Source organism: Polynucleobacter sp. Latsch14-2, assembly GCF_018881925.1.
GTDB lineage: Bacteria > Pseudomonadota > Gammaproteobacteria > Burkholderiales > Burkholderiaceae > Polynucleobacter.
The window spans coordinates 343,032-363,833 of sequence record NZ_JACVPL010000001.1 but is presented as its reverse complement, the minus strand read 5'-3'; the positions used below and the strand labels follow the sequence as shown (position 1 = coordinate 363,833).

20 protein-coding genes are annotated in these 20,802 nt (G+C 47.8%); 8 read left to right on the top strand and 12 right to left on the bottom strand.

The window, feature by feature from the left end; translation table 11 throughout:
• Positions 1 to 2: 2 nt before the first annotated feature.
• Positions 3 to 2,627 (bottom strand): alanine--tRNA ligase, encoded by a 2,625-nt coding sequence (gene alaS / locus ICN46_RS01870; protein ID WP_216203886.1) that lies wholly within the window; start codon positions 2,625 to 2,627, stop codon positions 3 to 5.
• 102 nt (positions 2,628 to 2,729) lie between these two features.
• Between alaS and ICN46_RS01865 the strand changes: the two genes are divergently transcribed.
• From ICN46_RS01865 to ICN46_RS01855, 3 genes are all read left to right on the top strand, one after another.
• The gene (locus tag ICN46_RS01865) at positions 2,730 to 3,215 is read left to right on the top strand and encodes a tripartite tricarboxylate transporter TctB family protein (RefSeq protein ID WP_255538687.1); all 486 of its coding nucleotides are present in this window, start codon (positions 2,730 to 2,732) and stop codon (positions 3,213 to 3,215) included.
• A gap of 19 nt (positions 3,216 to 3,234) precedes the next feature.
• Positions 3,235 to 4,737, top strand: coding sequence for a tripartite tricarboxylate transporter permease (locus ICN46_RS01860; RefSeq protein ID WP_216203884.1), 1,503 nt, complete (start codon positions 3,235 to 3,237; stop codon positions 4,735 to 4,737).
• A gap of 84 nt (positions 4,738 to 4,821) precedes the next feature.
• Complete coding sequence (locus ICN46_RS01855) at positions 4,822 to 6,594, top strand: glutamine--tRNA ligase/YqeY domain fusion protein (RefSeq protein WP_216203882.1); 1,773 nt, start codon at positions 4,822 to 4,824, stop codon at positions 6,592 to 6,594.
• On the opposite strand, the gene ICN46_RS01850 is transcribed toward ICN46_RS01855, so the two are convergent.
• Complete coding sequence (locus ICN46_RS01850) at positions 6,557 to 7,462, bottom strand: SDR family oxidoreductase (protein ID WP_216204017.1); 906 nt, start codon at positions 7,460 to 7,462, stop codon at positions 6,557 to 6,559. The two genes, ICN46_RS01855 and ICN46_RS01850, sit on opposite strands and share 38 nt — an antisense overlap.
• A 36-nt stretch (positions 7,463 to 7,498) precedes the next feature.
• On the opposite strand from ICN46_RS01850, the gene ICN46_RS01845 reads away from it, so the two are divergent.
• Positions 7,499 to 8,536, top strand: coding sequence for a CDP-6-deoxy-delta-3,4-glucoseen reductase (locus tag ICN46_RS01845; protein ID WP_216203880.1), 1,038 nt, complete (start codon positions 7,499 to 7,501; stop codon positions 8,534 to 8,536).
• Between the two features lie 42 nt (positions 8,537 to 8,578).
• Entirely contained in the window at positions 8,579 to 9,772 is a 1,194-nt protein-coding gene (locus ICN46_RS01840; protein WP_216203878.1) for an acetylornithine transaminase, read from the top strand.
• A gap of 25 nt (positions 9,773 to 9,797) precedes the next feature.
• On the opposite strand, the gene ICN46_RS01835 is transcribed toward ICN46_RS01840, so the two are convergent.
• The 7 genes from ICN46_RS01835 to ICN46_RS01805 form a co-directional block, all read right to left on the bottom strand.
• Entirely contained in the window at positions 9,798 to 10,517 is a 720-nt protein-coding gene (locus ICN46_RS01835; protein ID WP_216203876.1) for an ABC transporter ATP-binding protein, read from the bottom strand.
• The gene (locus ICN46_RS01830; RefSeq protein WP_216203874.1) at positions 10,517 to 11,284 is read right to left on the bottom strand and encodes an ABC transporter ATP-binding protein; all 768 of its coding nucleotides are present in this window, start codon (positions 11,282 to 11,284) and stop codon (positions 10,517 to 10,519) included. The genes ICN46_RS01835 and ICN46_RS01830 overlap by 1 nt, the downstream gene beginning before the upstream one ends.
• Positions 11,281 to 12,324: an ABC transporter permease subunit gene (locus ICN46_RS01825; protein ID WP_255538700.1), complete on the bottom strand. Its 1,044-nt coding sequence runs from the start codon at positions 12,322 to 12,324 to the stop codon at positions 11,281 to 11,283. Before ICN46_RS01825 ends, ICN46_RS01830 begins: the two co-directional genes overlap by 4 nt.
• A 31-nt stretch (positions 12,325 to 12,355) precedes the next feature.
• Complete coding sequence (locus ICN46_RS01820) at positions 12,356 to 13,291, bottom strand: branched-chain amino acid ABC transporter permease (protein ID WP_216203872.1); 936 nt, start codon at positions 13,289 to 13,291, stop codon at positions 12,356 to 12,358.
• 79 nt (positions 13,292 to 13,370) lie between these two features.
• Complete coding sequence (locus ICN46_RS01815; protein ID WP_370625470.1) at positions 13,371 to 14,489, bottom strand: branched-chain amino acid ABC transporter substrate-binding protein; 1,119 nt, start codon at positions 14,487 to 14,489, stop codon at positions 13,371 to 13,373.
• Between the two features lie 86 nt (positions 14,490 to 14,575).
• Entirely contained in the window at positions 14,576 to 15,517 is a 942-nt protein-coding gene (ispH, locus tag ICN46_RS01810) for a 4-hydroxy-3-methylbut-2-enyl diphosphate reductase (protein ID WP_216203868.1), read from the bottom strand.
• Positions 15,518 to 15,523: 6 nt separating this feature from the next.
• On the bottom strand, positions 15,524 to 15,970 hold the full coding sequence (locus ICN46_RS01805) for an FKBP-type peptidyl-prolyl cis-trans isomerase (RefSeq protein WP_216203866.1): 447 nt from the start codon (positions 15,968 to 15,970) through the stop codon (positions 15,524 to 15,526).
• Positions 15,971 to 16,012: 42 nt separating this feature from the next.
• Between ICN46_RS01805 and radC the strand changes: the two genes are divergently transcribed.
• The 3 genes from radC (at position 16,013) to rpmG (ending at position 17,253) form a co-directional block, all read left to right on the top strand.
• On the top strand, positions 16,013 to 16,693 hold the full coding sequence (gene radC / locus ICN46_RS01800) for a RadC family protein (protein ID WP_216204013.1): 681 nt from the start codon (positions 16,013 to 16,015) through the stop codon (positions 16,691 to 16,693).
• A gap of 147 nt (positions 16,694 to 16,840) precedes the next feature.
• Positions 16,841 to 17,074, top strand: coding sequence for a 50S ribosomal protein L28 (gene rpmB / locus ICN46_RS01795; protein WP_088526345.1), 234 nt, complete (start codon positions 16,841 to 16,843; stop codon positions 17,072 to 17,074).
• Positions 17,075 to 17,085: 11 nt separating this feature from the next.
• On the top strand, positions 17,086 to 17,253 hold the full coding sequence (rpmG, locus tag ICN46_RS01790) for a 50S ribosomal protein L33 (protein WP_015421876.1): 168 nt from the start codon (positions 17,086 to 17,088) through the stop codon (positions 17,251 to 17,253).
• 70 nt (positions 17,254 to 17,323) lie between these two features.
• Here rpmG and ICN46_RS01785 read toward each other — a convergent pair whose 3' ends face one another.
• The 3 genes from ICN46_RS01785 to purN are packed head-to-tail and all read right to left on the bottom strand — an operon-like array spanning position 17,324 to position 20,781.
• Positions 17,324 to 18,523, bottom strand: a complete 1,200-nt coding sequence (locus tag ICN46_RS01785; RefSeq protein ID WP_216203865.1) for a DesA family fatty acid desaturase — start codon at positions 18,521 to 18,523, stop codon at positions 17,324 to 17,326.
• Positions 18,524 to 18,556: 33 nt separating this feature from the next.
• Positions 18,557 to 20,155: an RsmB/NOP family class I SAM-dependent RNA methyltransferase gene (locus tag ICN46_RS01780; RefSeq protein ID WP_255538686.1), complete on the bottom strand. Its 1,599-nt coding sequence runs from the start codon at positions 20,153 to 20,155 to the stop codon at positions 18,557 to 18,559.
• Complete coding sequence (gene purN / locus ICN46_RS01775; RefSeq protein ID WP_216203863.1) at positions 20,152 to 20,781, bottom strand: phosphoribosylglycinamide formyltransferase; 630 nt, start codon at positions 20,779 to 20,781, stop codon at positions 20,152 to 20,154. Before purN ends, ICN46_RS01780 begins: the two co-directional genes overlap by 4 nt.
• Positions 20,782 to 20,802: the final 21 nt, after the last annotated feature.

Sequence of the window (20,802 nt, the reverse complement as noted above, 5' to 3'; positions counted from 1 at the left end):
GGTCATTTGCTAGCAACCCAATCTTTTACACCCGCTAAAGCTGCGCCTAGAGCTGCAGGATTATTGCCTCCGGCCATTGCCATTTCCGCTTTGCCACCACCTTTACCACCCACCTGCAAAGCAACAAAATTTACAAGATCGCCAGCCTTCACCTTACCAATCGCATCGGCAGTCACACCAGCAACTAAACTGACCTTCTCACCTTGCACCGAAGCCAACACAATGGCCGCAGTCTTGAGTTTTACTTTGAGTGCATCCATGGTTTCTCGTAAGACTTGCGCATCGGCACCATCTAAGCGCGCAGCTAATACCTTAATACCATTCACATCCACGGCCTGGGTAGCCAATTCATCCCCTTGGCTAGCTGCAAATTTAGAGTTGACCTTTTCTAACTCGCGCTCAGCTTGGCGCAAGCTTTCTTGCAACTGTGTCACGCGATTCACTAGATCTCCAGGATGAGTCTTGAGTACAGCAGCGGCTTCGTTAATCTTGTCTTCTAGATCTTGCAAGAAATGCAAAGCATTTTGCCCTGTCACAGCCTCAACGCGACGAATACCAGCTGCTACACCACTCTCAGAAACAATCTTCAAGCTGCCAATGTCGCCAGTACGCTCAACGTGCGTACCACCGCAAAGCTCTTTAGAGCTTCCAATCTCGAGTACCCTTACCTCATCGCCGTACTTCTCACCAAATAACATCATTGCGCCAGTCTTTTGTGCGTCATCTAAAGACATTACTTTTGCTGAAGTTGCGGCATTGGTCAAAATCTCAAGATTGACAATATCTTCCACTTGGCGAATCTGGGCAGTAGTAATGGGTGCGTTATGAGTAAAGTCAAAACGGGTTTTACTCGAGTCGACCAAAGAGCCCTTTTGCTGAACATGGTCGCCCAAGACCTCACGCAATGCTTTATGAAGAATATGGGTTGCGCTATGGTTGCGCATTGTCTCTGTTCTTTGCTGAACATCGACCAGAGCATTGATGGAATCACCCACCTTAAGCTCCCCTTCAGCCACCTCACCTTGATGACCAAATACATCCGCTTGAATTTTGAAGGTGTCTTCCACTGTAAAACGCGCACCGTCATTGCGTAGCTCGCCTTGATCTCCAACCTGGCCACCAGACTCTGCATAAAAGGAGGTGTTATCCAACACCACCACTGCTGCGTCACCGGCCTTGATCGACAAGACTGATGAGCCATCTAGATATAAGGCGGTAATTTTTGCGTCCGTGTGCTTAAGGCTGTCATAACCATGGAATTGCGTAGGCTTACCCGAGTACTCCAAGCCTTGGGCAACTTTAAACTTGCCTGCAGCCCTAGCTTGGTCGCGCTGTTTTTGCATTGCCACTTCAAAACCCTGCGCATCTACAGTAACGTCACGCTCACGGCAAACGTCCGCCGTCAAATCCAATGGAAAGCCAAAGGTGTCATGTAAACGGAATGCAGTTTCTCCGTCGACGACTTTTGCACCGCCGGCCAAAGCGCCTTCCAATATTTCCATACCATTAGCAATTGTCTGAAAGAAGCGTTCTTCTTCTTGCTTAAGCACTTCTCCAACCTTATCTTGCGCGGCACGTAGTTCTGGATACGCTTCACCCATTTCTTTAACGAGCGCTGGAACCAGTTGATAAAAGAATGGTTTGCGCGCACCCAATTTATAACCATGACGGATCGCACGACGAGCAATACGGCGCAGAACATAGCCACGACCAGCATTACCAGGGATCACGCCATCTACTACTACAAAACTACACGCTCGAATATGGTCGGCAATGACTTTAAGTGACGGGCTTTCGGCATCGCAGTTTTCACCGCCAGCAGCATCTACTGCCTCTTTGGCAGCCTTCAATAAATTAACGAAGAGGTCGATCTCATAGTTTGAGTGAACGTGCTGCAAAACTGCAGCAATACGCTCAAGGCCCATGCCGGTATCAACGCTTGGCTTAGGCAAGGGATGCATATTGCCCGCTTCATCGCGGTTGTACTGCATGAACACGTTGTTCCAAATCTCAATAAAGCGATCACCATCTTCATCTGGACTGCCAGGAGGGCCGCCAGGAATATGCTCGCCATGATCATAAAAAATCTCAGTACAAGGGCCGCACGGGCCTGTATCGCCCATCATCCAAAAATTATCGGAAGCATAGCGTGCGCCTTTGTTATCGCCTATCCGAATAATGCGATCAGCGGGAACCCCAATTTGGTCCTTCCAAATGGCATACGCCTCTTCGTCTTCGGCATAAACCGTGACTAGGAGCCTCTCCTTGGGGAGCTTAAATACTTCGGTTAGCAAATCCCAGGCAAATTGAATGGCATCTTTCTTAAAATAGTCCCCAAAAGAGAAATTTCCCAGCATCTCAAAAAAGGTATGGTGGCGAGCCGTATAGCCCACGTTATCCAAGTCATTGTGCTTTCCACCAGCACGAATGCATTTCTGAGCAGTCGTGGCACGGGTATAAGGGCGCTTATCAAAGCCCAGAAATACATCCTTAAACTGGTTCATCCCCGCATTTGTAAAGAGGAGTGTGGGGTCATCACCCGGAACCACAGGGCTAGAAGGGACGATTTGGTGGCCTTTTGCGGCAAAGAAGTCCAGGTAAGCCTGGCGAATTTGGGAGACTTTCATAGCTAATAATTATCGCATTGGCACCAGGCTAGGGCAAACGCTAGACAAGACCCCCCATTTCTGCCTTACAATCGCTCAACATTGATAAATAAATCGGCAAAAATGTCGATAAACAAGGAGCGCAAGTTGAAAATACGCAATCAAAAAGATTTTGGCGCAGGGATCATGTACATGATCATCGGCCTCTTCTTTACCGTTGTAGCTTTGCAATACCAAATGGGTACTGCCGCCAAAATGGGTCCTGGCTACTTCCCATTCTGGCTAGGCTTACTCATGACAGCCCTTGGTCTGCTGATTTTTATTAAGTCACTGAGCGCTAAGGCAGCTATTGAAAAGATTCCTGCTTTTAACTGGAGAATCATTGCCCTTATTACTGGGTCGGTTATCCTTTACGGAGTTCTATTACCAACGATGGGCTTCATTGTGGCTGTAGCGGTTTTGGTATTTATGTCTGCCAGCGCTAGTCACGAATTCCATTGGAAAGGCACCCTGGTAAACGCCACCTTCCTCATCGTATTTACATATTCCGTGTTTGTTTTGGGTCTGAAACTTCAGTTCCCATTACTTCCAATCTTTCTACAAAACTAACGGACCAGGACTCTGAAAAATGGACTTATTTGCTAATTTAGCCCTCGGTTTCGATACAGCGTTTACGCTGCAAAACCTTCTTTACTGCCTGATTGGTTGCGTACTTGGCACCTTGATCGGCGTTCTTCCTGGTCTTGGCCCAATTGCAACGATTGCGATGCTTTTGCCAGCAACCTATGCTTTGCCTCCAATTGCCGCATTGATCATGTTGGCTGGTATTTACTACGGCTCCCAGTACGGCGGCTCCACCACTGCGATTTTGCTCAACATCCCAGGTGAAACCTCCTCGGTGGTGACGGCGATTGATGGCTATCAGATGGCCCGAAACGGTCGAGCGGGCGTTGCTCTCTTTACCGCTGGTATGGGCTCATTCTTTGCAGGTTGCGTAGCTACACTCGTTTTAGCGGCCTTTGCTGCGCCACTCTCCCAACTGGCATTTAAATTTGGCCCTGCTGAATACTTCTCCCTAATGGTATTAGGGTTAATTGGTGCAGTGGTTCTTGCCTCCGGCTCATTGGTTAAAGCAATCGGCATGATCGTATTAGGCTTGTTAATGGGACTAATCGGAACCGACGTTAACTCTGGCGTATCACGGTATGCTTTTGACATCCCTGAATTAAGTGATGGTATCGGCTTCGTTGCTGTTGCGATGGGCGTATTCGGATTTGCAGAGATCATGAATAACCTTGAGAAGACCGATGAGGACGAAGGCTTCCTCAATAAGATGACCACTATGATTCCTACTAAGGAAGACGTGAAGCGCATGATTCCTTCCATCTTGCGCGGTACGACGATTGGTTCGATCTTGGGTATCTTGCCAGGCGGCGGTGCTGCCTTGGCTGCTTTTGGTGCTTATTCTGTTGAAAAGAAATCTTCTAAATACAGTCATGAGTTTGGTAAAGGCGCAATTGAGGGTGTAGCAGGCCCAGAGTCTGCTAATAATGCTGCTGCTCAAACATCGTTTATTCCATTGCTGACTTTGGGTATTCCACCAAACGCTGTGATGGCACTGATGGTTGGCGCGATGACTATTCACAACATTCAGCCAGGCCCACAGGTAATGACAAGCAACCCAGCCTTGTTCTGGGGTCTGATCGCTTCCATGTGGATCGGTAACGTGATGTTGATTCTCTTGAACTTGCCTTTGATTGGTATTTGGGTCAAGCTCCTGAAGATTCCTTATCGCTTCATGTATCCAGCGATTTTGGTGTTCTGCTGTATCGGCGTATACACCGTGAACAACACCGTATTTGACGTTTATGTAACCGCAGCTTTTGGCTTGATCGGCTACCTGTTCTTCAAACTCGGTTGCGAACCCCCTCCATTGCTCCTCGGTTTCGTTCTTGGGCCAATGATGGAGGAGAACTTCCGTCGCGCTTTGTTGCTCTCCCGTGGTGACTTCACAACCTTCCTGACTCGCCCACTCTCCCTTGGATTGCTGATTGCATCAGCCCTCTTGGTGGTGATCGTGGCGTTGCCAGCGGTTAAGAAAACCCGCGAAGAGGCTTTCGTAGAAGATTAATCTTCAAAGCCTTAGTAGAAACGAGCCCGCAGCAGTTTGCGGGCTTTTTCTTTATGGGCAAAGGCTTTTCTCTACAATGGCAGCATGTCCCAAGATAGCAAACCATCCAAAGCAGCTCCCGGCGCAATAGCCGAGCCCTCCAATTTTTTACGTCAGATCATTGATCATGACTTAGCAAGCGGCGCCTTTAACCAGCGGACTGATTTGGCTAATTTACCTATTCCATCAATCATTACCCGCTTTCCACCGGAGCCTAATGGCTATCTGCATATTGGTCACGCCAAAAGTATTTGCCTGAACTTTGGTCTAGCGGCTGACTACAACGTATTGCCAGGTGGCGCCCGTTGCAACATGCGCCTGGATGACACCAACCCTGTCAAAGAGGACATTGAGTACGCCGACAGTATCTTGGATGCTGTGAAATGGCTAGGATTTAGCTGGGGAGATCACCTTTATCACGCCAGCGATTACTTTGATCGCCTGTATGAGTTTGCTGAAATTCTGATTCAAAATGGGAAGGCGTATGTTGACAGCCAAAGTGCTGATGACATTCACGCCAATCGCGGCAACTTTGGGCAAGCTGGAAAAAATAGCCCCTACCGCGCCCGCACACCAGAAGAAAATTTGACACTCTTTCGCGAGATGCGTGATGGTAAATTTCAAGATGGGGAACATGTTCTGCGCCTCAAGATTGATATGGCGCACCCCAATATTGTCATGCGTGATCCAGTCGTCTATCGCATTCGGCATACCGCTCATCATCGCACTGGCAGCAAGTGGTGTATCTATCCTTTATACGATTACACCCACTGTATTTCTGACGCACTAGAGAATGTTTCGCACTCGATCTGTACTTTAGAGTTTGAAAATAATCGCCCACTCTATGACTGGATTGTGAGCTCATTAAGAGAGTTGGGCATCTTCAAGAACCCGGTGCCGCATCAATATGAATTCGCCCGCCTCAATTTAACTTACACCATCACCAGTAAACGTAAGTTGCTGCAACTGGTGGAAGAGAATCATGTCGAGGGTTGGGATGACCCGCGTTTGCCAACCATAGTAGGCATACGTCGTAGAGGCTACACCCCAGAAAGTATTCGTTTGTTCTGTGAACGCATTGGAGTCTCGAAAGCAGATAGCTGGATTGATATGAGCACGCTGGAGCAAGCCTTGCGCGATGATCTAGAAGCTAGAGCACCACGGGCTACTGCCGTACTCAAACCCCTCAAACTAGTCATTGAAAATTTTGATGGCGCAACTAGCGAGCCCTGTTCAGCACCCCGCCATCCTCAGCATCCTGAATGGGGTAATCGTGAATTCAATTTCACCCGTGAGTTGTGGATTGAAGCAGACGACTTTATGAAGGAACCTATTAAGGGATTCTTCAGGCTATATCCACCAATCGGCGATCAGCCTGGTGGTCGTGTTCGTCTACGCCATGGCTTCGTTATCGAGTGCACGGGCTTTGAGAGTGATGCGTCTGGCAATATCATCCAAGTCAATGCAACTCACTTTCCCGATAGCAAGAGCGGTACGGCAGGGTCAAATAATTACAAAGTTAAAGGCAATATTCATTGGGTGAGTGCGGCTGAAGCTATTCCTGCTGAAGTACGCATCTACGACCATCTCTTCGCCGACCCGCACCCTGATAGCGGCGATAAGAACTTCTTGGATGCGATTAATCCAAACTCCAAAAAAATAATTACCGCATACCTAGAGCCCTGCATGAAAGATGCCAAAGCAGAAGATCGCTTTCAGTTTGAACGTCACGGCTATTTTGTCGCGGACCAATCCGATTCCAAGCCAGGCAAGCCAGTCTTCAATCGCTCTGTTGGTCTGAAGGACTCCTGGAAATAGTCTTCAAAAATACTCTCACACTGGGATAGCGTAGTGGGGTTTTGAGCTCGGGCAGTCGAGTGTTGGTTACGCGCCTAGATTCACGCATGAACGACCACAACATTGGGCTGACTATTTTCTGCAATTGAGCCCCGGACATGCGTTTAGGGCGCTCCAAACCAAATGCATCTGCCACCTCATCAAAGTAATCGCCCATCTTAGTTTCACCACCATCACAGGCATTGATGATTCTCTGGGGTTTACCGTGATATACCGCAGCACAAACCAAGCGAGCCAAATCATCACTCTGAATATGATTGGAAAAAGCATCCTCCTGCGCTAATAACGCTGGTGTCTTTGCTTGTAAACGTTCAATCGGGAGGCGATTCTCGGCATAAATACCAGGCACTCGCAAAATAGTGATTGCAACCCCGTGGGCAGGGCCCCATAAACGTAAGACATGCTCCGCATCCACTCGGCGTCTAGCACGCTCGCTTTGGGGGTTTACTGGCGTTATTTCAGATACGCGACCGCCCTGATGATCGCCGTAGACCCCAGTGGTGCTCACATAAATAAGGCGCCTGATGCTGGCAGGTCCTTGGGCTAAAATTCGGATCAGGTTACGGGTTCGGCTATCACGATGACCTTGATTTTGGGGTGGAGCTAAATGAATCACGGTTTCCGCCAAACCACTTAAGCGCCAGAGACTCTCTGGCTTATCTAAGTTCCCCAAAATAGGAGTGATACCAAGCCCCCTTAACTCCTGAAAACGGCTTTGCTGTGACGTTAGAGCAAAAACGCGATAGCTCCGACAGAGCTGCTGAGCTACTCTGAGACCAATGTCGCCACAGCCTATGATCAGGATTCGAGGTTTACCAAAAGATTGCATAAGTAACATCGTAATGATTTATTGAAAGGAACGAGAGTGCCCTACCAAGTCACGCTCAAAACGAGCGGCAAACAATTTACTGTAAATCAGGATGAAACCATCCTAGAGGCTGCTCTGCGCCAAAATATCAACCTGCCTTATGGCTGTAAAAATGGTGCCTGCGGATCTTGCAAAGGCAAAGTCCTAGAGGGTCAAGTTACCCATGGCCAGCATAGCGAAAGCGCCATGTCACGTGCTGATGAAACTGCTGGCTCTACTTTATTTTGCTGCGCCCACCCTCAGTCAGACTTGCTTATTGAGGCTCGGGAAGTCCAAGGGTCAGGAGATATAGCCATTCGTAAAGTTCCATGTCGTGTGAATACCATCACCAAACCCAGCAGCGATGTGGCTATTCTGAAACTGCAGTTGCCCGCTTCTGAGCGCTTTCAGTTCTTAGCAGGCCAGTATCTAGAGTTTCTACTCAAAGATGGTCAACGCCGGGCATACTCGATTGCCAATGCGCCTGAGCAAGAGGGCCCCCTAGAGCTGCATATTCGTCATCTACCAGGCGGACTCTTTACCGATTTTGTCTTTGGGGCAAAAGAACCAGCGCTGAAAGAAAAAGATATTCTGCGTTTTGAAGGCCCGCTAGGCAGCTTCTTCCTAAGAGAGGACTCTAAGAAGCCGATTATCTTCTTGGCGGCTGGCACTGGATTTGCCCCGATTAAATCCATCATCGAACAAATGCAGGCGAAAAAGATTCAAAAGCCGATCTCCCTTTATTGGGGAGGACGCCGACCGAGCGATCTCTACCTGAACAACCTATGTGAGGCGTGGGCCAAAGACTTGCCTAACTTTAAATATATCCCGGTGATTTCTGATGCGCTTCCTGAAGACGCCTGGAACGGTCGTAGCGGCCTTGTTCATCACGCCGTCATGGCTGACCATCCAAACCTCACAAACTTCCAGGTATACGCTTGTGGAGCTCCAGTAATGGTCAATGCTGCACGCCAGGACCTTTCGTCACAATGTCATCTGCCCGAGGAAGAATTCTTCTCAGATTCCTTTACTAGCGCAGCAGATCTTGCGGGATAATAAATTCCTTTCTCCATTTAACCGTTGCAGACAGTTATCAGAATGAATAAGCCAGCCCAGTCCGTAGATTCCCGCTCCATCATGTTCATCACCCAAAGACCTGAATTGGTCATGGTTGAGGGGCAAGGCTCATGGTTAAAGGATAACAACGGCAAGCGCTATTTGGACTTCTTGCAAGGCTGGGCGGTCAATTGCCTGGGGCATGGCAACCCCGGCATGATTGAAGCGATCAATGCCCAAGCCAAGAAACTCATTAATCCAAGCCCGGCGTTCTACAACGAGCCGATGATTCACCTTGCGAATCTACTGACAAACAATAGCTGCTTTGATAAAGTTTTCTTTGCTAACAGCGGTGCTGAAGCAAACGAAGGTGCCATTAAGTTGGCACGTAAATGGGGTCAACTTAATAAGTCTGGCGCTTTTGAAATTATCACTTTTGATCACAGCTTTCATGGTCGTACACTTGCCACCATGAGCGCCTCTGGTAAGCCGGGCTGGGACACTATGTTTGCCCCACAAGTTTCAGGCTTTCCCAAGGCAGACCTTAATGATTTGGACTCAGTCAAAAAACTGGTTACGGATAAAACTGTGGCAGTCATGATTGAGCCTGTTCAAGGCGAAGGCGGCGTCATTCCAGCCAGCGCAGAATTTATGACAAGCCTGCGCAAATTCACCAAAGAAAATAATATCCTCCTGATCGTCGATGAGGTGCAAGCAGGCTGCGGTCGCACAGGCACTCTATTTGCTTATCAGCATTACGGCATTGAGCCTGACATCATGACCTTAGGAAAAGGTATTGGTGGGGGCGTGCCACTCGCAGCACTCATGGCAACGGATGCAGTCGCTTGCTTTGTTCCTGGCGACCAAGGCGGCACTTACAATGGCAATCCATTAATGACTGCAGTTGGCATTAGCGTAATTGAGCAACTATTAGCCCCAGGGTTTTTAGACTCCGTCAAAGCCAAAGGCCAATTACTGCGCTCTGAACTCCTTGCTCTCTCTGAAGAATTTGGTCTTAAAGGCGAACGTGGCGAGGGTCTCTTACGCGCCCTCATGCTTAGCAAGGACGTTGGTGGAAAATTGGTAGACCTAGCGCGTGATCGCAGCCCAGAAGGTTTGCTCATTAACTCACCAAGACCGAATCTATTGCGCTTTATGCCGGCACTCAATGTCTCTGATGATGAAATTCGTCAGATGTGCAGCATCTTGCGTGAATTGTTAAAGCAAGTAGTCTGAGCCCATCAGCCGATAACTAGGCCGCCTACTCACCTAAATAAGCAGTCCTTACGCGTGGGTCTTGCAAAAGCACTTTGCCTGCGCCACTCAGCGTAATCAAACCACTTTCCATTACATAGGCTCGATCAGCCATTTGCAGTGCTAAACGTGCATTTTGTTCGACCAAAAGTATTGTCATGCCCTTATGGGCAAGATTACGAATCACATCAAAGATGGTCTCGACCATGATGGGCGACAAACCCATAGACGGCTCATCTAACAACAATAACTTGGGCTCAGCCATCATTGCCCTACCCATCGCCACCATCTGTTGCTCACCACCGGATAAGGTTCCCGCTAACTGATGCACACGTTCTTTTAATCTTGGGAAGTAGAAGTAGACTTCTTCCAACTTATGCTCAAATGCCTTGGCATCAACCTTAAGAAATGCGCCCATCTGTAAATTCTCTAAGATAGTCATACGCTTAAAAACACCACGACCTTCAGGAACCAAACCTAAGCCTAGCTTGACCAATTCATATGCAGGCATGGCTTTTGTCTGCTGCCGATTAAATTCCACCTCACCAGCTGCTGGGCTGAGCAATCCGGCAATCGCCTTAAGTGTGGAACTCTTGCCCGCTCCGTTCGCGCCGATCAAGGCGACTAACTCACCTTCTCCCACCTGAAAATCAATTCCCTTAACAGCGTTAATACCGCCGTAAGCCACTTTCAAATTCTGCACTTTTAAAATGGGAGAAGAAGTCATTACACAGCCCCCTGACCAAGATAAGCACGAATGACTTCTGGATGAGTGCGCACATCTGCTGGCTTACCTGTAGCAATCACCTTGCCATAGTCTAAGACAGTCAAGCTGTCACAGATTCCCATCACCAAACTAACATCATGCTCAATCAGCAAGATCGTGATGCCATCCGTCCGAATACGTAAGAGCAGCTGACGAAGCTCTAATTTTTCAGTGGCGTTCATACCCGCAGCAGGCTCATCTAAGGCTAAGAGTTGCGGCTCTGTCGCCAAGGCTCGAGCGATCTCAAGACGCCGCTGATGACCGTAAGACAGGTTGCGCGCCTGCATTTGTGCAAACTCACTCAAACCAACATACGCCAGCAATGAAAGTGATTTTTGACGAATAGCCGACTCCTCTCGCCTAGTAGATGGAAATCGAAATATGGCACCGAGTAGTCCAGCCTTAGATCGGCAATGGCAACCCACCATCACATTTTCAAGAACAGTCATTTCACCAAAGAGCCGAATGTTCTGGAATGTTCTAGCCAATCCAGCTTTAGTGACTTTAGCAACAGACTCTGGGGAATAGGGCAACCCATCGAATAAAAAGATACCGGCATCAGCAGGGTAGAGGCCAGTAATTACATTAAAGAAAGTGGTCTTACCGGCACCATTAGGGCCAATTAAGCCCACAATCGATCCGTGTGGAACTTGCAGGCCGACATTCTCCAAGGCCTGCACACCACCAAAACGTTTAGACACGTCTGCGACATCCAATAGCAAAGTCATAATGAACTCCGCTTCTGCCAAATGCCGCCAGGGCGATACAGCATGACCAGAATTAAAGCCAAGCCATAGATCAATTGACGAATCACCTCGACATCAACTAGGACTTGACCAAATAGAAAATTCTGCACAGGTTGTGCCACACCACGCAAAACCTCAGGAAATACCGCTAATAAGATGGCGCCTAGGATCACTCCAGGTATGTGCCCGATTCCACCCAAAACTACCATCGCCAACACCACAATCGATTCCCAAAGCGTAAATGACTCAGGCGAGACAAAGCCCTGAAAAGCAGAGAAGAGTACGCCAGCAATACCAGCAAATGAAGCGCCAATCGCAAAAGCCAATAACTTCATATTGCGAGTATTAATGCCCATGGCCTTAGCGGCAATCTCATCCTCACGAATGGCAACCCACGCACGACCAATACGGGAATTTTGTAAATGCAAGCAAACTATTGCCACGCCAATAGCCAGTAATGCAAAAAGATAAAACACAAGATACAAGCCTGGCATCTTGATAAAACCCAAATCCAAGGTCTTGGCAAAATTAATACCGAATAACTGAATTGGATCAATTGCTGTAATACCCTTGGGACCATTAGTCAGGTTCAGCGGGCGATCAAGATTATTCATAAAGATACGAATAATTTCTCCGAAACCCAAAGTCACAATAGCCAGGTAATCGCCTCGCAACTGCAGGGTAGGCAGACCTAAAATGATACCGAATAAAGCAGCCAAAATAATGGCAAATACTGCAACAAACCAAGGTGAAAAATGCATGCCTGCTGGAAAGACTGCGGCAATGGATTCAAAATGTTGCGGTAAATGTGGGGAAGCCAACAAAGCATAGCTATAAGCACCCAATGCATAAAAAGCGATGTAACCTAAGTCCAGTAAACCGGCAAAGCCTACGACAACATTAAGACCCAAAGCCAAAACAATGTAGAGCAAAGCAAAATCCAAAACCCGAACCCAATAGTTACCACCACTTGCCCCAATAACCCAAGGAAGCAAAATGAGTGCAAGTGCTCCGAGCCACAAATAGGTAGATTGACGGTTCTGCCTGTGGCGATTAAGCACGATCAGACACTTTCTCGCCAAGCAATCCCGTAGGACGCAGCACCAAAACCAAGATCAGCACGAGAAAAGCGAAGATATCCTGATAGTTCGAGCCAAAAACGCCTCCAGTTAAGTCACCAATATAGCCAGCGCCCAAGGACTCAATTAATCCCAAAAGCAGGCCGCCCAACATAGCACCTTGTAAATTTCCAATCCCCCCTAAGACAGCGGCAGTAAAGGCTTTGAGACCTGGAATAAATCCCATATAGAAATGCACGTTGCCGTAGTTGCTCGCAATCATTACACCAGCAAGACCAGCTAAGGCGCCGCCCAACATAAAGGTAATGGAAATCACACGATTAGGATTGACCCCCATCAATGCTGCGATTTGCGTTTGCTCAGCCGTAGCGCGCATGGCTCTACCTAGCTTTGTTTTTTCCACCAAGAACAATAAACCACACATCACCAGTAGCGCAACCGCAATGATGACAATCTCCTTGCCAGTAATGGTTGCACCGCTACCAAAAACTTCGATAGGGCTAGATGGCAGCAATTGTGGATAAGTCATGGGATTGCGCGACCAAATCATCATCGCAATGGTTTGTAGCAGAATAGACATTCCAATAGCGGAGATCAAGGGGGCTAAGCGTGGGGCATTACGCAATGGACGGTAGGCGATTCGCTCAATCCAATAACTGAGGGCAGCACAGACCGCCATCGTTACCGGCAAAATAATTAAGAGCGTTAGCCATCCTGGTAGATCAGCAGTAAGGCTCAGAATCAAGCGCAGCAAAGACAAGGAGACCATCGCACCAATCATCAGCACTTCACCATGGGCGAAATTAATAATCCCAAGTACGCCGTACACCATGGTGTAACCCAAAGCGATCAGGGCATAAATGCTACCAAGCACTAAGCCATTAATAATCTGCTGAAGGAGAATGTCCATGGATTCAATGAGTAGTTAAATAAAGAGCTACATGAGGTCAAAAAAACAGCACCCTCGGTGCTGTTGTAGTTAAGGCCTCTTACATCTTCACGATATCAAGAACCGATTTCTTTTTGTCTTTGAAGTCGTACAAGGTAATAATGCCTTCTCTCATATCACCCTTGTTATCAAAGGCAATATTACCGACCAGGCCAGTCATTTTAGTGCCTGGCATTGTGCTCAAAATTTTCGCAGGATCGGTAGAGTTTGCACGCTTCATTGCATCAACCAAAACATAAACAGCATCATAGGTAAATGGCGCATAAATTTGCACTTCAGAATTAAAGCGTGCCTTGTAGCGCTTTTGGAAGTCGGCGCCTTGCGCCATTTTCGAAAGAGCCATGCCAGCTTCAGAACAAACTACATTGACCACTGCATCACCGGCAAGCTCAGCTAATTTTTCCGTACACATACCATCACCACCAACCACTTTTGCAACAATTCCGAGTTCGGCCGCTTGCTTAGTTAATGGGCCGCCGGTTGCATCCATGCCGCCATACATAATGACATCGGGTTTAGTGCCCTTCACTTTAGTCAAAATCGCCTTGAAGTCCGTGGCCTTGTTATTGCTAGCCTCACGAGTAACCACCTGGACACCGGCAGCTCTGATCGTTTTTTCAAACTCATCAGCCAAACCTTTGCCATACTGAGTAGAGTCATCAACAATGGCAACCGTTTTTGCATGCAAGGTTTTTGTTACATAGTTAGCTAAAGCCGGGCCTTGTTGCGCATCAGTCGCTACTAAGCGGTACGTTGTTTTGAAGCCCTGCTTGGTATAGTCAGGATTGGTAGATGATGGAGAGATTTGAGTAATACCGGCATCGCTATAAATTTTGGATGCCGGAATACTAGTACCAGAGTTCAAATGCCCAACAACGCCGACGACTTTTTCATCAACTAATTTCTGGGCAACTTGGGTTGCTGTTTTTGGATCCTCTGCATCATCCTCAGGCACTAAAGTCAAAACGACTTTTTTGCCATCGATAATAAGACCTGCCTTATTGATCTCCTCCAAAGCAAGTCGTGCGCCATTTTCATTATCTTTACCCAAGTGTGCAATCGGCCCAGTCAATGGTGCAACATGGCCAATCTTGACCTCTGTAGCATCGCTAGGAATTGCAGCAGCTTTATCTCCGTCCCTTCCACAGCCGCTGAGCATTAGCAATGTTGCGACTGACGCGCCTAGTGCGCTATTAAGCAATTTTGTTTTTGCATTACTCATCCACAACTCCTTCTGTAAATACTTTAGATCACTAAGTTTTTAGGCAATGAAAATATTACGTCCTCTACAACACCATCCAGGTTGCGAACCTGTCTAGGACCGAATTCTTGGATACGGTTAACGATGGCTTGAGCCAAACTCTCAGGAGCAGAAGCCCCTGCAGTTAATCCCACCCTTCTCTTACCCACAAACCATTCCGGCTTTAACTGCTCCGGCGCATCCACCATGTAGGAAGGCACGCCCAATTTTTCAGCTAACTCTCGCAAGCGATTGGAGTTAGAGCTCATCGCACTCCCGACCACAATCACTATCTCGACCTGAGGTGCCATAAATTTCACAGCATCTTGACGATTCTGAGTGGCATAACAAATATCTTGCTTGCGAGGCTGAACAATCTTGGGAAACTTTTCGGTAAGTGCCTTAACAATTTCTTTTGTTTCATCCACAGAAAGAGTGGTTTGCGTTACAAACGCTATTTTTTCATCCGCCGCAAAAGGCAAGCCTGCTACATCAGCCACCCTCTCAATCAAAAATACACCCTCTTTCACTTGGCCCATCGTGCCCTCGACTTCAGGATGTCCCGCATGACCAATCATCAACACAGTAAAGCCATCTTTGCACATCTTGACGACTTCGAGATGCACCTTAGTCACCAAGGGACAGGTTGCGTCATATATCTGCAGACCACGCGCTTCAGCATCCCTACGCACATCTTGAGACACTCCATGGGCACTAAACACCACAATTCCGCCCTTAGGAACTTCATGCAACTCCTCTACAAAGACCGCACCCTTCTCACGCAACTCGTTAACTACATATACGTTATGCACAATTTCATGGCGCACATAAATTGGCGCACCGAAACGCGTCAGCGCTTCATTAACAATATTGATCGCCCTATCCACCCCCGCACAAAACCCACGAGGCTGGGCCATCAAAATCTCTGCGGTGTCTTGATTGCTCATGTTGATTTAAAGAATGGCAATAATTTGGGCTTCAAAGGTCACCGGCCTGCCGGCCAATGGGTGATTGAAGTCGAACCAAGCACCCTCCTCATTAATGGATTGCAAGACGCCGGCATATTGAGCGCCGCCTGGAGCATTGAACTCAATCACATCTCCAGGATGAAATTCCACATCATCATCGCGCCCCTCTTTCAGCGCATTCAAAGACACCCATTGCACTAGCTCGTCTTTACGTGCCCCAAAACTTTCTTCAGGCGAAAGCAGTGCGTTCTTTTTTTCACCTACACCCAAACCCAACAATACTTTTTCAAAACAAGGAGCAAATTGTCCAGATCCCATCATCACCGTCGCAGGGCGGTCAATAAAGGTATTGATGTAATCCTCCCCATTGGGCAAAGTCAGCCGATAGTTGAGGGTCAAATAGGAATTAGGCAAAACCGTAAGCTTAGTCATAAGGTAATTGTATCTAGGCCTGCGGAAACCCTGCATTCCCCAATTTCGGATTGGCCCAAAACAGAACGTCCACGAGAGAAACTCCGCGCTCACGGAGCTGCTTTTTTAAGTGATGCCGAGTTATTGGCCATTTTTTTGAGGGTTGGGGTCCAAGGCAAATCTGCTGTCGCCCTCGCTGAAGACTTGCTGCATCATTTTGGAAGCCTGCCCAAATTAATGAACTCCAGCCCAGAGGAGTTGACGCAAATCCATGGGATGGGCCTATCGAAGTGGTCGCAAATACAAGCAGCCTACGAGCTAGTGAAGCGGAGTCTAGAGGAAGGCTTGGCCCAGGACTCCATTTTTTTATCCCCATTGCATGTCCGAGAGTTTTTACAGGCAAAAATTGGGCGCCTACCCCACGAAGTCTTTTTATGCCTTTATCTTGACTCTCGGCATCACTTGATCGAGTGTCAGGAACTTTTTAGGGGCTCAATTACCCAGACCGCAGTCTACCCCCGAGAAATCCTGAAAGAGGCATTAGCCAGGAATGCCAGCGCTATGATCGTGGCCCATAACCACCCCAGCGGGAACCCCCTTCCAAGCGTAGCCGATCAAAACCTTACACAAACCCTGAAAAATGCCTTGCAATGGGTCGATATCCCCCTCCTTGATCATTGCATTGTAAGTGGTAGTGGATTTTTCTCATTTTCAGATTCAGGTCTTATAAACAATGATGATTAATGATAGTAAATACTAACTTATTGATTGATTTAAGGCTGATATTGGCATTTAACCTAGCGCAAGCCAAAACTAAAGCGCATTGGGGGTGGATCAAATGGGGCTTAGCCTGATACAATCTTCTTTTTTCGCAATTAATGGAGTCACGTCATGGCAAAAGTTTGCCAAGTCACTGGGAAGAAGCCGATGGTTGGCAACAATGTATCCCATGCAAACAATAAAACAAAGCGTCGCTTTTTGCCTAATCTGCAAAACCGCCGTTTCTGGGTTGAATCTGAAAACCGTTGGATTAGCTTGCGCTTAACCAATGCTGGTTTGCGCGTAATCGACAAAAATGGCATCGATGCTGTTTTGACTGATCTTCGTGCACGCGGCGAAATTTAAGGAGCACACAAATGGCTAAAGGCGGCAGAGAAAAAATCAAATTAGAGTCATCAGCTGGTACTGGTCACTTCTATACCACTTCAAAAAACAAGCGTACAAAGCCTGAGAAAATGGAGATCATGAAGTTCGATCCAACCATTCGCAAGCACGTTGCTTATAAAGAAACAAAGCTCAAGTAATTTACTGACTTGCAGCAAATAAAAAACCCGCTACTTCAGCGGGTTTTTTATTGTCGATGATTGGGCTACATTATGCGTAGCGACGCAATCTTAAAGAGAAGTCACGCAAACTCGATAAACCACTGTCCTCGGCACGCTGACACCAAACATGTAACTGCGCTAACAACTGCTCACCAGTTGCATTAGAGCGCCCCCAAATAGCCTGAAGATCACGACGCATCTCAATCATCTTACGCAACTGTGCATTACTGGCAATTAATTCTTCAAGTTTTGCTTTTTCTTCTTCACTTAAACGGGTCTCGTCCTTGCCCAGCCAAGTGCGTGCATCTTTCAGGTGGGAAGCCAAAACTTGCATATGTTGAACTTCATTACTAAAGAAGCTACGCAAAGTCTTGCTATAACGGGCCATGATTTCATAGCGATTAGCAATGACAGCCTCGAGAGTCCCTTGGTCTGCTGGTCTTAGATCACTGAGTACTGGTTTAGGTGAAGTCTTCTTTACCTTGGCTAGACCAATCGCACTCATAATCTGAATATAGAGCCAGCCAATATCAAATTCGTACCATTTATTAGAAAGCTTGGCGCTCGTAGCAAAAGTGTGATGATTGTTATGCAGCTCCTCGCCGCCAATCAAAATTCCCCAGGGGAAAATATTAGTCGAAGCATCTTCGCAGTCGTAATTGCGATATCCCCAGTAGTGTCCAATACCATTAATAATGCCGGCAGCTGTGATCGGAATCCACAACATTTGTATTGCCCACACTGTTAGGCCAATCCCACCAAACAAAAACACATCGATGATGAGCATCAAAGCAACACCCTGCCAAGAAAACCGAGAATAAATATTATTCTCAATCCAATCATCTGGCGTGCCATGCCCAAACTTGCTTAAGGTTTCTGAATTACCAGCCTCTTTTTTGTACAATTCAGCGCCACGAGAGAGGACAGTTTTGATACCCAATACTTGCGGACTATGTGGGTCATCAACGGTCTCACATTTAGCATGATGCTTGCGGTGAATTGCCGCCCATTCTTTGGTTACCATTCCGGTTGTGAGCCACAGCCAAAAGCGGAAAAAATGGGATGCAATGGGGTGAAGGTCTAAGGCGCGATGCGCCTGGCAGCGATGTAAGAAGATGGTCACGCCAGCAATAGTGATGTGGGTAGCAATTAAAGTAAAAACTAAAATTTGCCACCAAGACCAACTTAAGTAACCGTGAGCAAACCAATTAAGTAATAAGTCAAAACTGGAAACTGAAGCTGTATTCAAAAGGAGATTCCTCAGGAGGTCTAAAGCTTCATTTTAATTCTTCTCAGCCTTCTCGACCTTCTTCGCTTTCACTTTTTTCTCTTTTAGCACTACTGTATCGCCATCCAACGCTGGTGCGGATGCCTTCCGTTGGAATACAGCGCCGAAGAAACCATCTGTCCCATGAATATGTGGCCATAACTGCCACCAAGGGTTATCGGAGCTACAGCCAATAGGCAATACCTCTTTTGGAAAGAGGGGCTTTAAAACTTCAGCTGCCGGAACGACCTCAAAATTAGGGTGCTTCAACAGAAAAGCTTCTGCAATGGCCTGATTTTCCTGGGGCAAAAGGCTACAAGTGGCATAAACCAGTCGGCCACCAGGCTTAAGTAGGCGGCTAGCTGAAGACAAAATATTGGCTTGCTTTATGTTTAACTCCAAAAGTCCAGCTGGAGTTTGACGCCATTTAAGATCGGGATTGCGCCTGAGGGTACCCATACCACTACAGGGGGCATCAACTAGAACTCGGTCAATCTTTCCTGCTAGGCGTTTGATCTTGGCATCGTTCTCGCTGTCAATCCAAACGGGATGTACGTTTGAGAGGCCACTACGGGCTTGCCTTGGCTTTAAGTTAGCCAAGCGACGCTCTGATGTATCAAGAGCATATAAACGCCCTGTAGAGCGCATGAGTGCTCCAATGGCCAAAGTCTTGCCGCCAGCACCAGCACAGAAGTCGACAACCATCTCGCCACGCTTAGGGGAAAGCAGATAGGACAGCAATTGACTGCCTTCATCCTGCACTTCAAACATGCCAGCTTTGAAGCCAACGGTGTTCTGCAAAGCAGGCTTACCCATGATGCGAACACCATCGGGCGCATAAGGTGTTGGAATAGCTTGATAGCGTCCGCCTAAGGCATTCATCTCCGCAAGCAATTGTTCACGAGTTGTCTTCATGGTGTTGGCGCGTAAATCAAGTAAGGCTGGCTGCATTAAAGACTTTGCAAGCTCCTCACGCGCTCCTTCACCAGGATATTTACCAAATGCATCCCAAAGCCATTCAGGCAAATTGTTGCGAACGAGTGGATTTAAGGTAGCTCGATCAATAGTCGATACGTGTTGCAACCATTCGTATTCGCCAGGCTTCAGAACATGAGCCAAGTCTGCGATTGCGCTCTCTGCGCGATTAGCGGAACCAAGTCCACCCTCGGTAAGGGCCGACATCAAGCCCAAGAGGGCTAAGCGTCTAGCTTGAGATCCTTCGCCGCTCACGGCAAGTTGAGAAAGTTCGTTCTTGCGACGCAAAATAGCAAATGCGCTCTCAGCTATCAGGGCGCGATCTCGATTACCGAGCTGTGGCTCTGAGCGGAAATAGCGGCTCACTACCCGATCAGCTGGCTGTTCAAAACTCAACAGCTCTGGAAGCAAGCGCTCTAAATGCAGCGCGTGTTGCGGCAAGGCCTTGGCGTTGGAGAAATTCTTTTGCCCAACAGGCGAAATAAGATTGCCACTAGCATTGCGACGCTCGGTACTGCGTTGTGGATCCCTTGATTTAGCAGCGTAACTTTTTTGAGGGCCTAGTCTGGAGCTGGAGCTGGATCTGGAGCCAGATTTAGCGCTACTGCCAGCTCCGCGGGATGAACGTTCTTTACTCATAATTTAAATAATTGCGACTCTGGGGGGGAAAGCTTCACTTGATTACCTTCTATTCGCAATCGTCCATCAAGGAACCATTTTACGGCCCGCGGATAAATCTGATGCTCTGCAGCCAAAACGCGCGTTGCCAAAGTGCCGGCGTCATCCCCCTCGAGCACTGGAATAGAGGCCTGACAGATGATTGGGCCCTCATCAACCCCTTCGGTCACAAAATGCACAGTGGCTCCATGCTCCTTCACGCCGGCCTCTAAAGCACGCTCGTGGGTGTGCAAACCAGGAAAAGCTGGGAGCAAGGCTGGGTGAATATTGATCAATCTACCCTCGAAATGACGAATAAAGCCTGGGGTCAAAATTCTCATAAAGCCAGCTAAAACCACTAAATCAGCACCCAATTCATCAATCTTGGCAATGAGGGCTGCATCAAAAGACTCTCGGGTGGCATGCTCACGGTGCTCAATGGAGAAGGCCGGAATACCCTGAGAGCGAGCAAAATCAAGGCCCTTAGCAGCTGAGTGGTTGGCGATTACCCCGGCAAACCTGACTGGCCACTGCTCTTTTTGGGCTATTTTGACGATGGCCTCGAAATTAGATCCGCGGCCTGAGATTAAGGTGACGATAGAAGGCATGCCCACAATATAATTCAAGGC

What these genes read in the sequence shown, in the direction of transcription:
- ICN46_RS01815 (WP_370625470.1), bottom strand. Translation starts at nt 14,489, where the DNA reads ATGCTCAGCGGCTGTGGAAGGGACGGAGATAAAGCTGCTGCAATTCCT.
- ICN46_RS01835 (WP_216203876.1), bottom strand. Translation starts at nt 10,517, where the DNA reads ATGACTTCTTCTCCCATTTTAAAAGTGCAGAATTTGAAAGTGGCTTAC.
- rpmB (WP_088526345.1), top strand. Translation starts at nt 16,841, where the DNA reads ATGGCAAAAGTTTGCCAAGTCACTGGGAAGAAGCCGATGGTTGGCAAC.
- purN (WP_216203863.1), bottom strand. Translation starts at nt 20,781, where the DNA reads ATGCCTTCTATCGTCACCTTAATCTCAGGCCGCGGATCTAATTTCGAG.
- ispH (WP_216203868.1), bottom strand. Translation starts at nt 15,517, where the DNA reads ATGAGCAATCAAGACACCGCAGAGATTTTGATGGCCCAGCCTCGTGGG.
- ICN46_RS01820 (WP_216203872.1), bottom strand. Translation starts at nt 13,291, where the DNA reads ATGGACATTCTCCTTCAGCAGATTATTAATGGCTTAGTGCTTGGTAGC.
- ICN46_RS01860 (WP_216203884.1), top strand. Translation starts at nt 3,235, where the DNA reads ATGGACTTATTTGCTAATTTAGCCCTCGGTTTCGATACAGCGTTTACG.
- ICN46_RS01855 (WP_216203882.1), top strand. Translation starts at nt 4,822, where the DNA reads ATGTCCCAAGATAGCAAACCATCCAAAGCAGCTCCCGGCGCAATAGCC.
- ICN46_RS01805 (WP_216203866.1), bottom strand. Translation starts at nt 15,970, where the DNA reads ATGACTAAGCTTACGGTTTTGCCTAATTCCTATTTGACCCTCAACTAT.
- alaS (WP_216203886.1), bottom strand. Translation starts at nt 2,627, where the DNA reads ATGAAAGTCTCCCAAATTCGCCAGGCTTACCTGGACTTCTTTGCCGCA.
- ICN46_RS01840 (WP_216203878.1), top strand. Translation starts at nt 8,579, where the DNA reads ATGAATAAGCCAGCCCAGTCCGTAGATTCCCGCTCCATCATGTTCATC.
- ICN46_RS01850 (WP_216204017.1), bottom strand. Translation starts at nt 7,462, where the DNA reads ATGCAATCTTTTGGTAAACCTCGAATCCTGATCATAGGCTGTGGCGAC.
- ICN46_RS01865 (WP_255538687.1), top strand. Translation starts at nt 2,730, where the DNA reads ATGTCGATAAACAAGGAGCGCAAGTTGAAAATACGCAATCAAAAAGAT.
- ICN46_RS01830 (WP_216203874.1), bottom strand. Translation starts at nt 11,284, where the DNA reads ATGACTTTGCTATTGGATGTCGCAGACGTGTCTAAACGTTTTGGTGGT.
- ICN46_RS01780 (WP_255538686.1), bottom strand. Translation starts at nt 20,155, where the DNA reads ATGAGTAAAGAACGTTCATCCCGCGGAGCTGGCAGTAGCGCTAAATCT.
- rpmG (WP_015421876.1), top strand. Translation starts at nt 17,086, where the DNA reads ATGGCTAAAGGCGGCAGAGAAAAAATCAAATTAGAGTCATCAGCTGGT.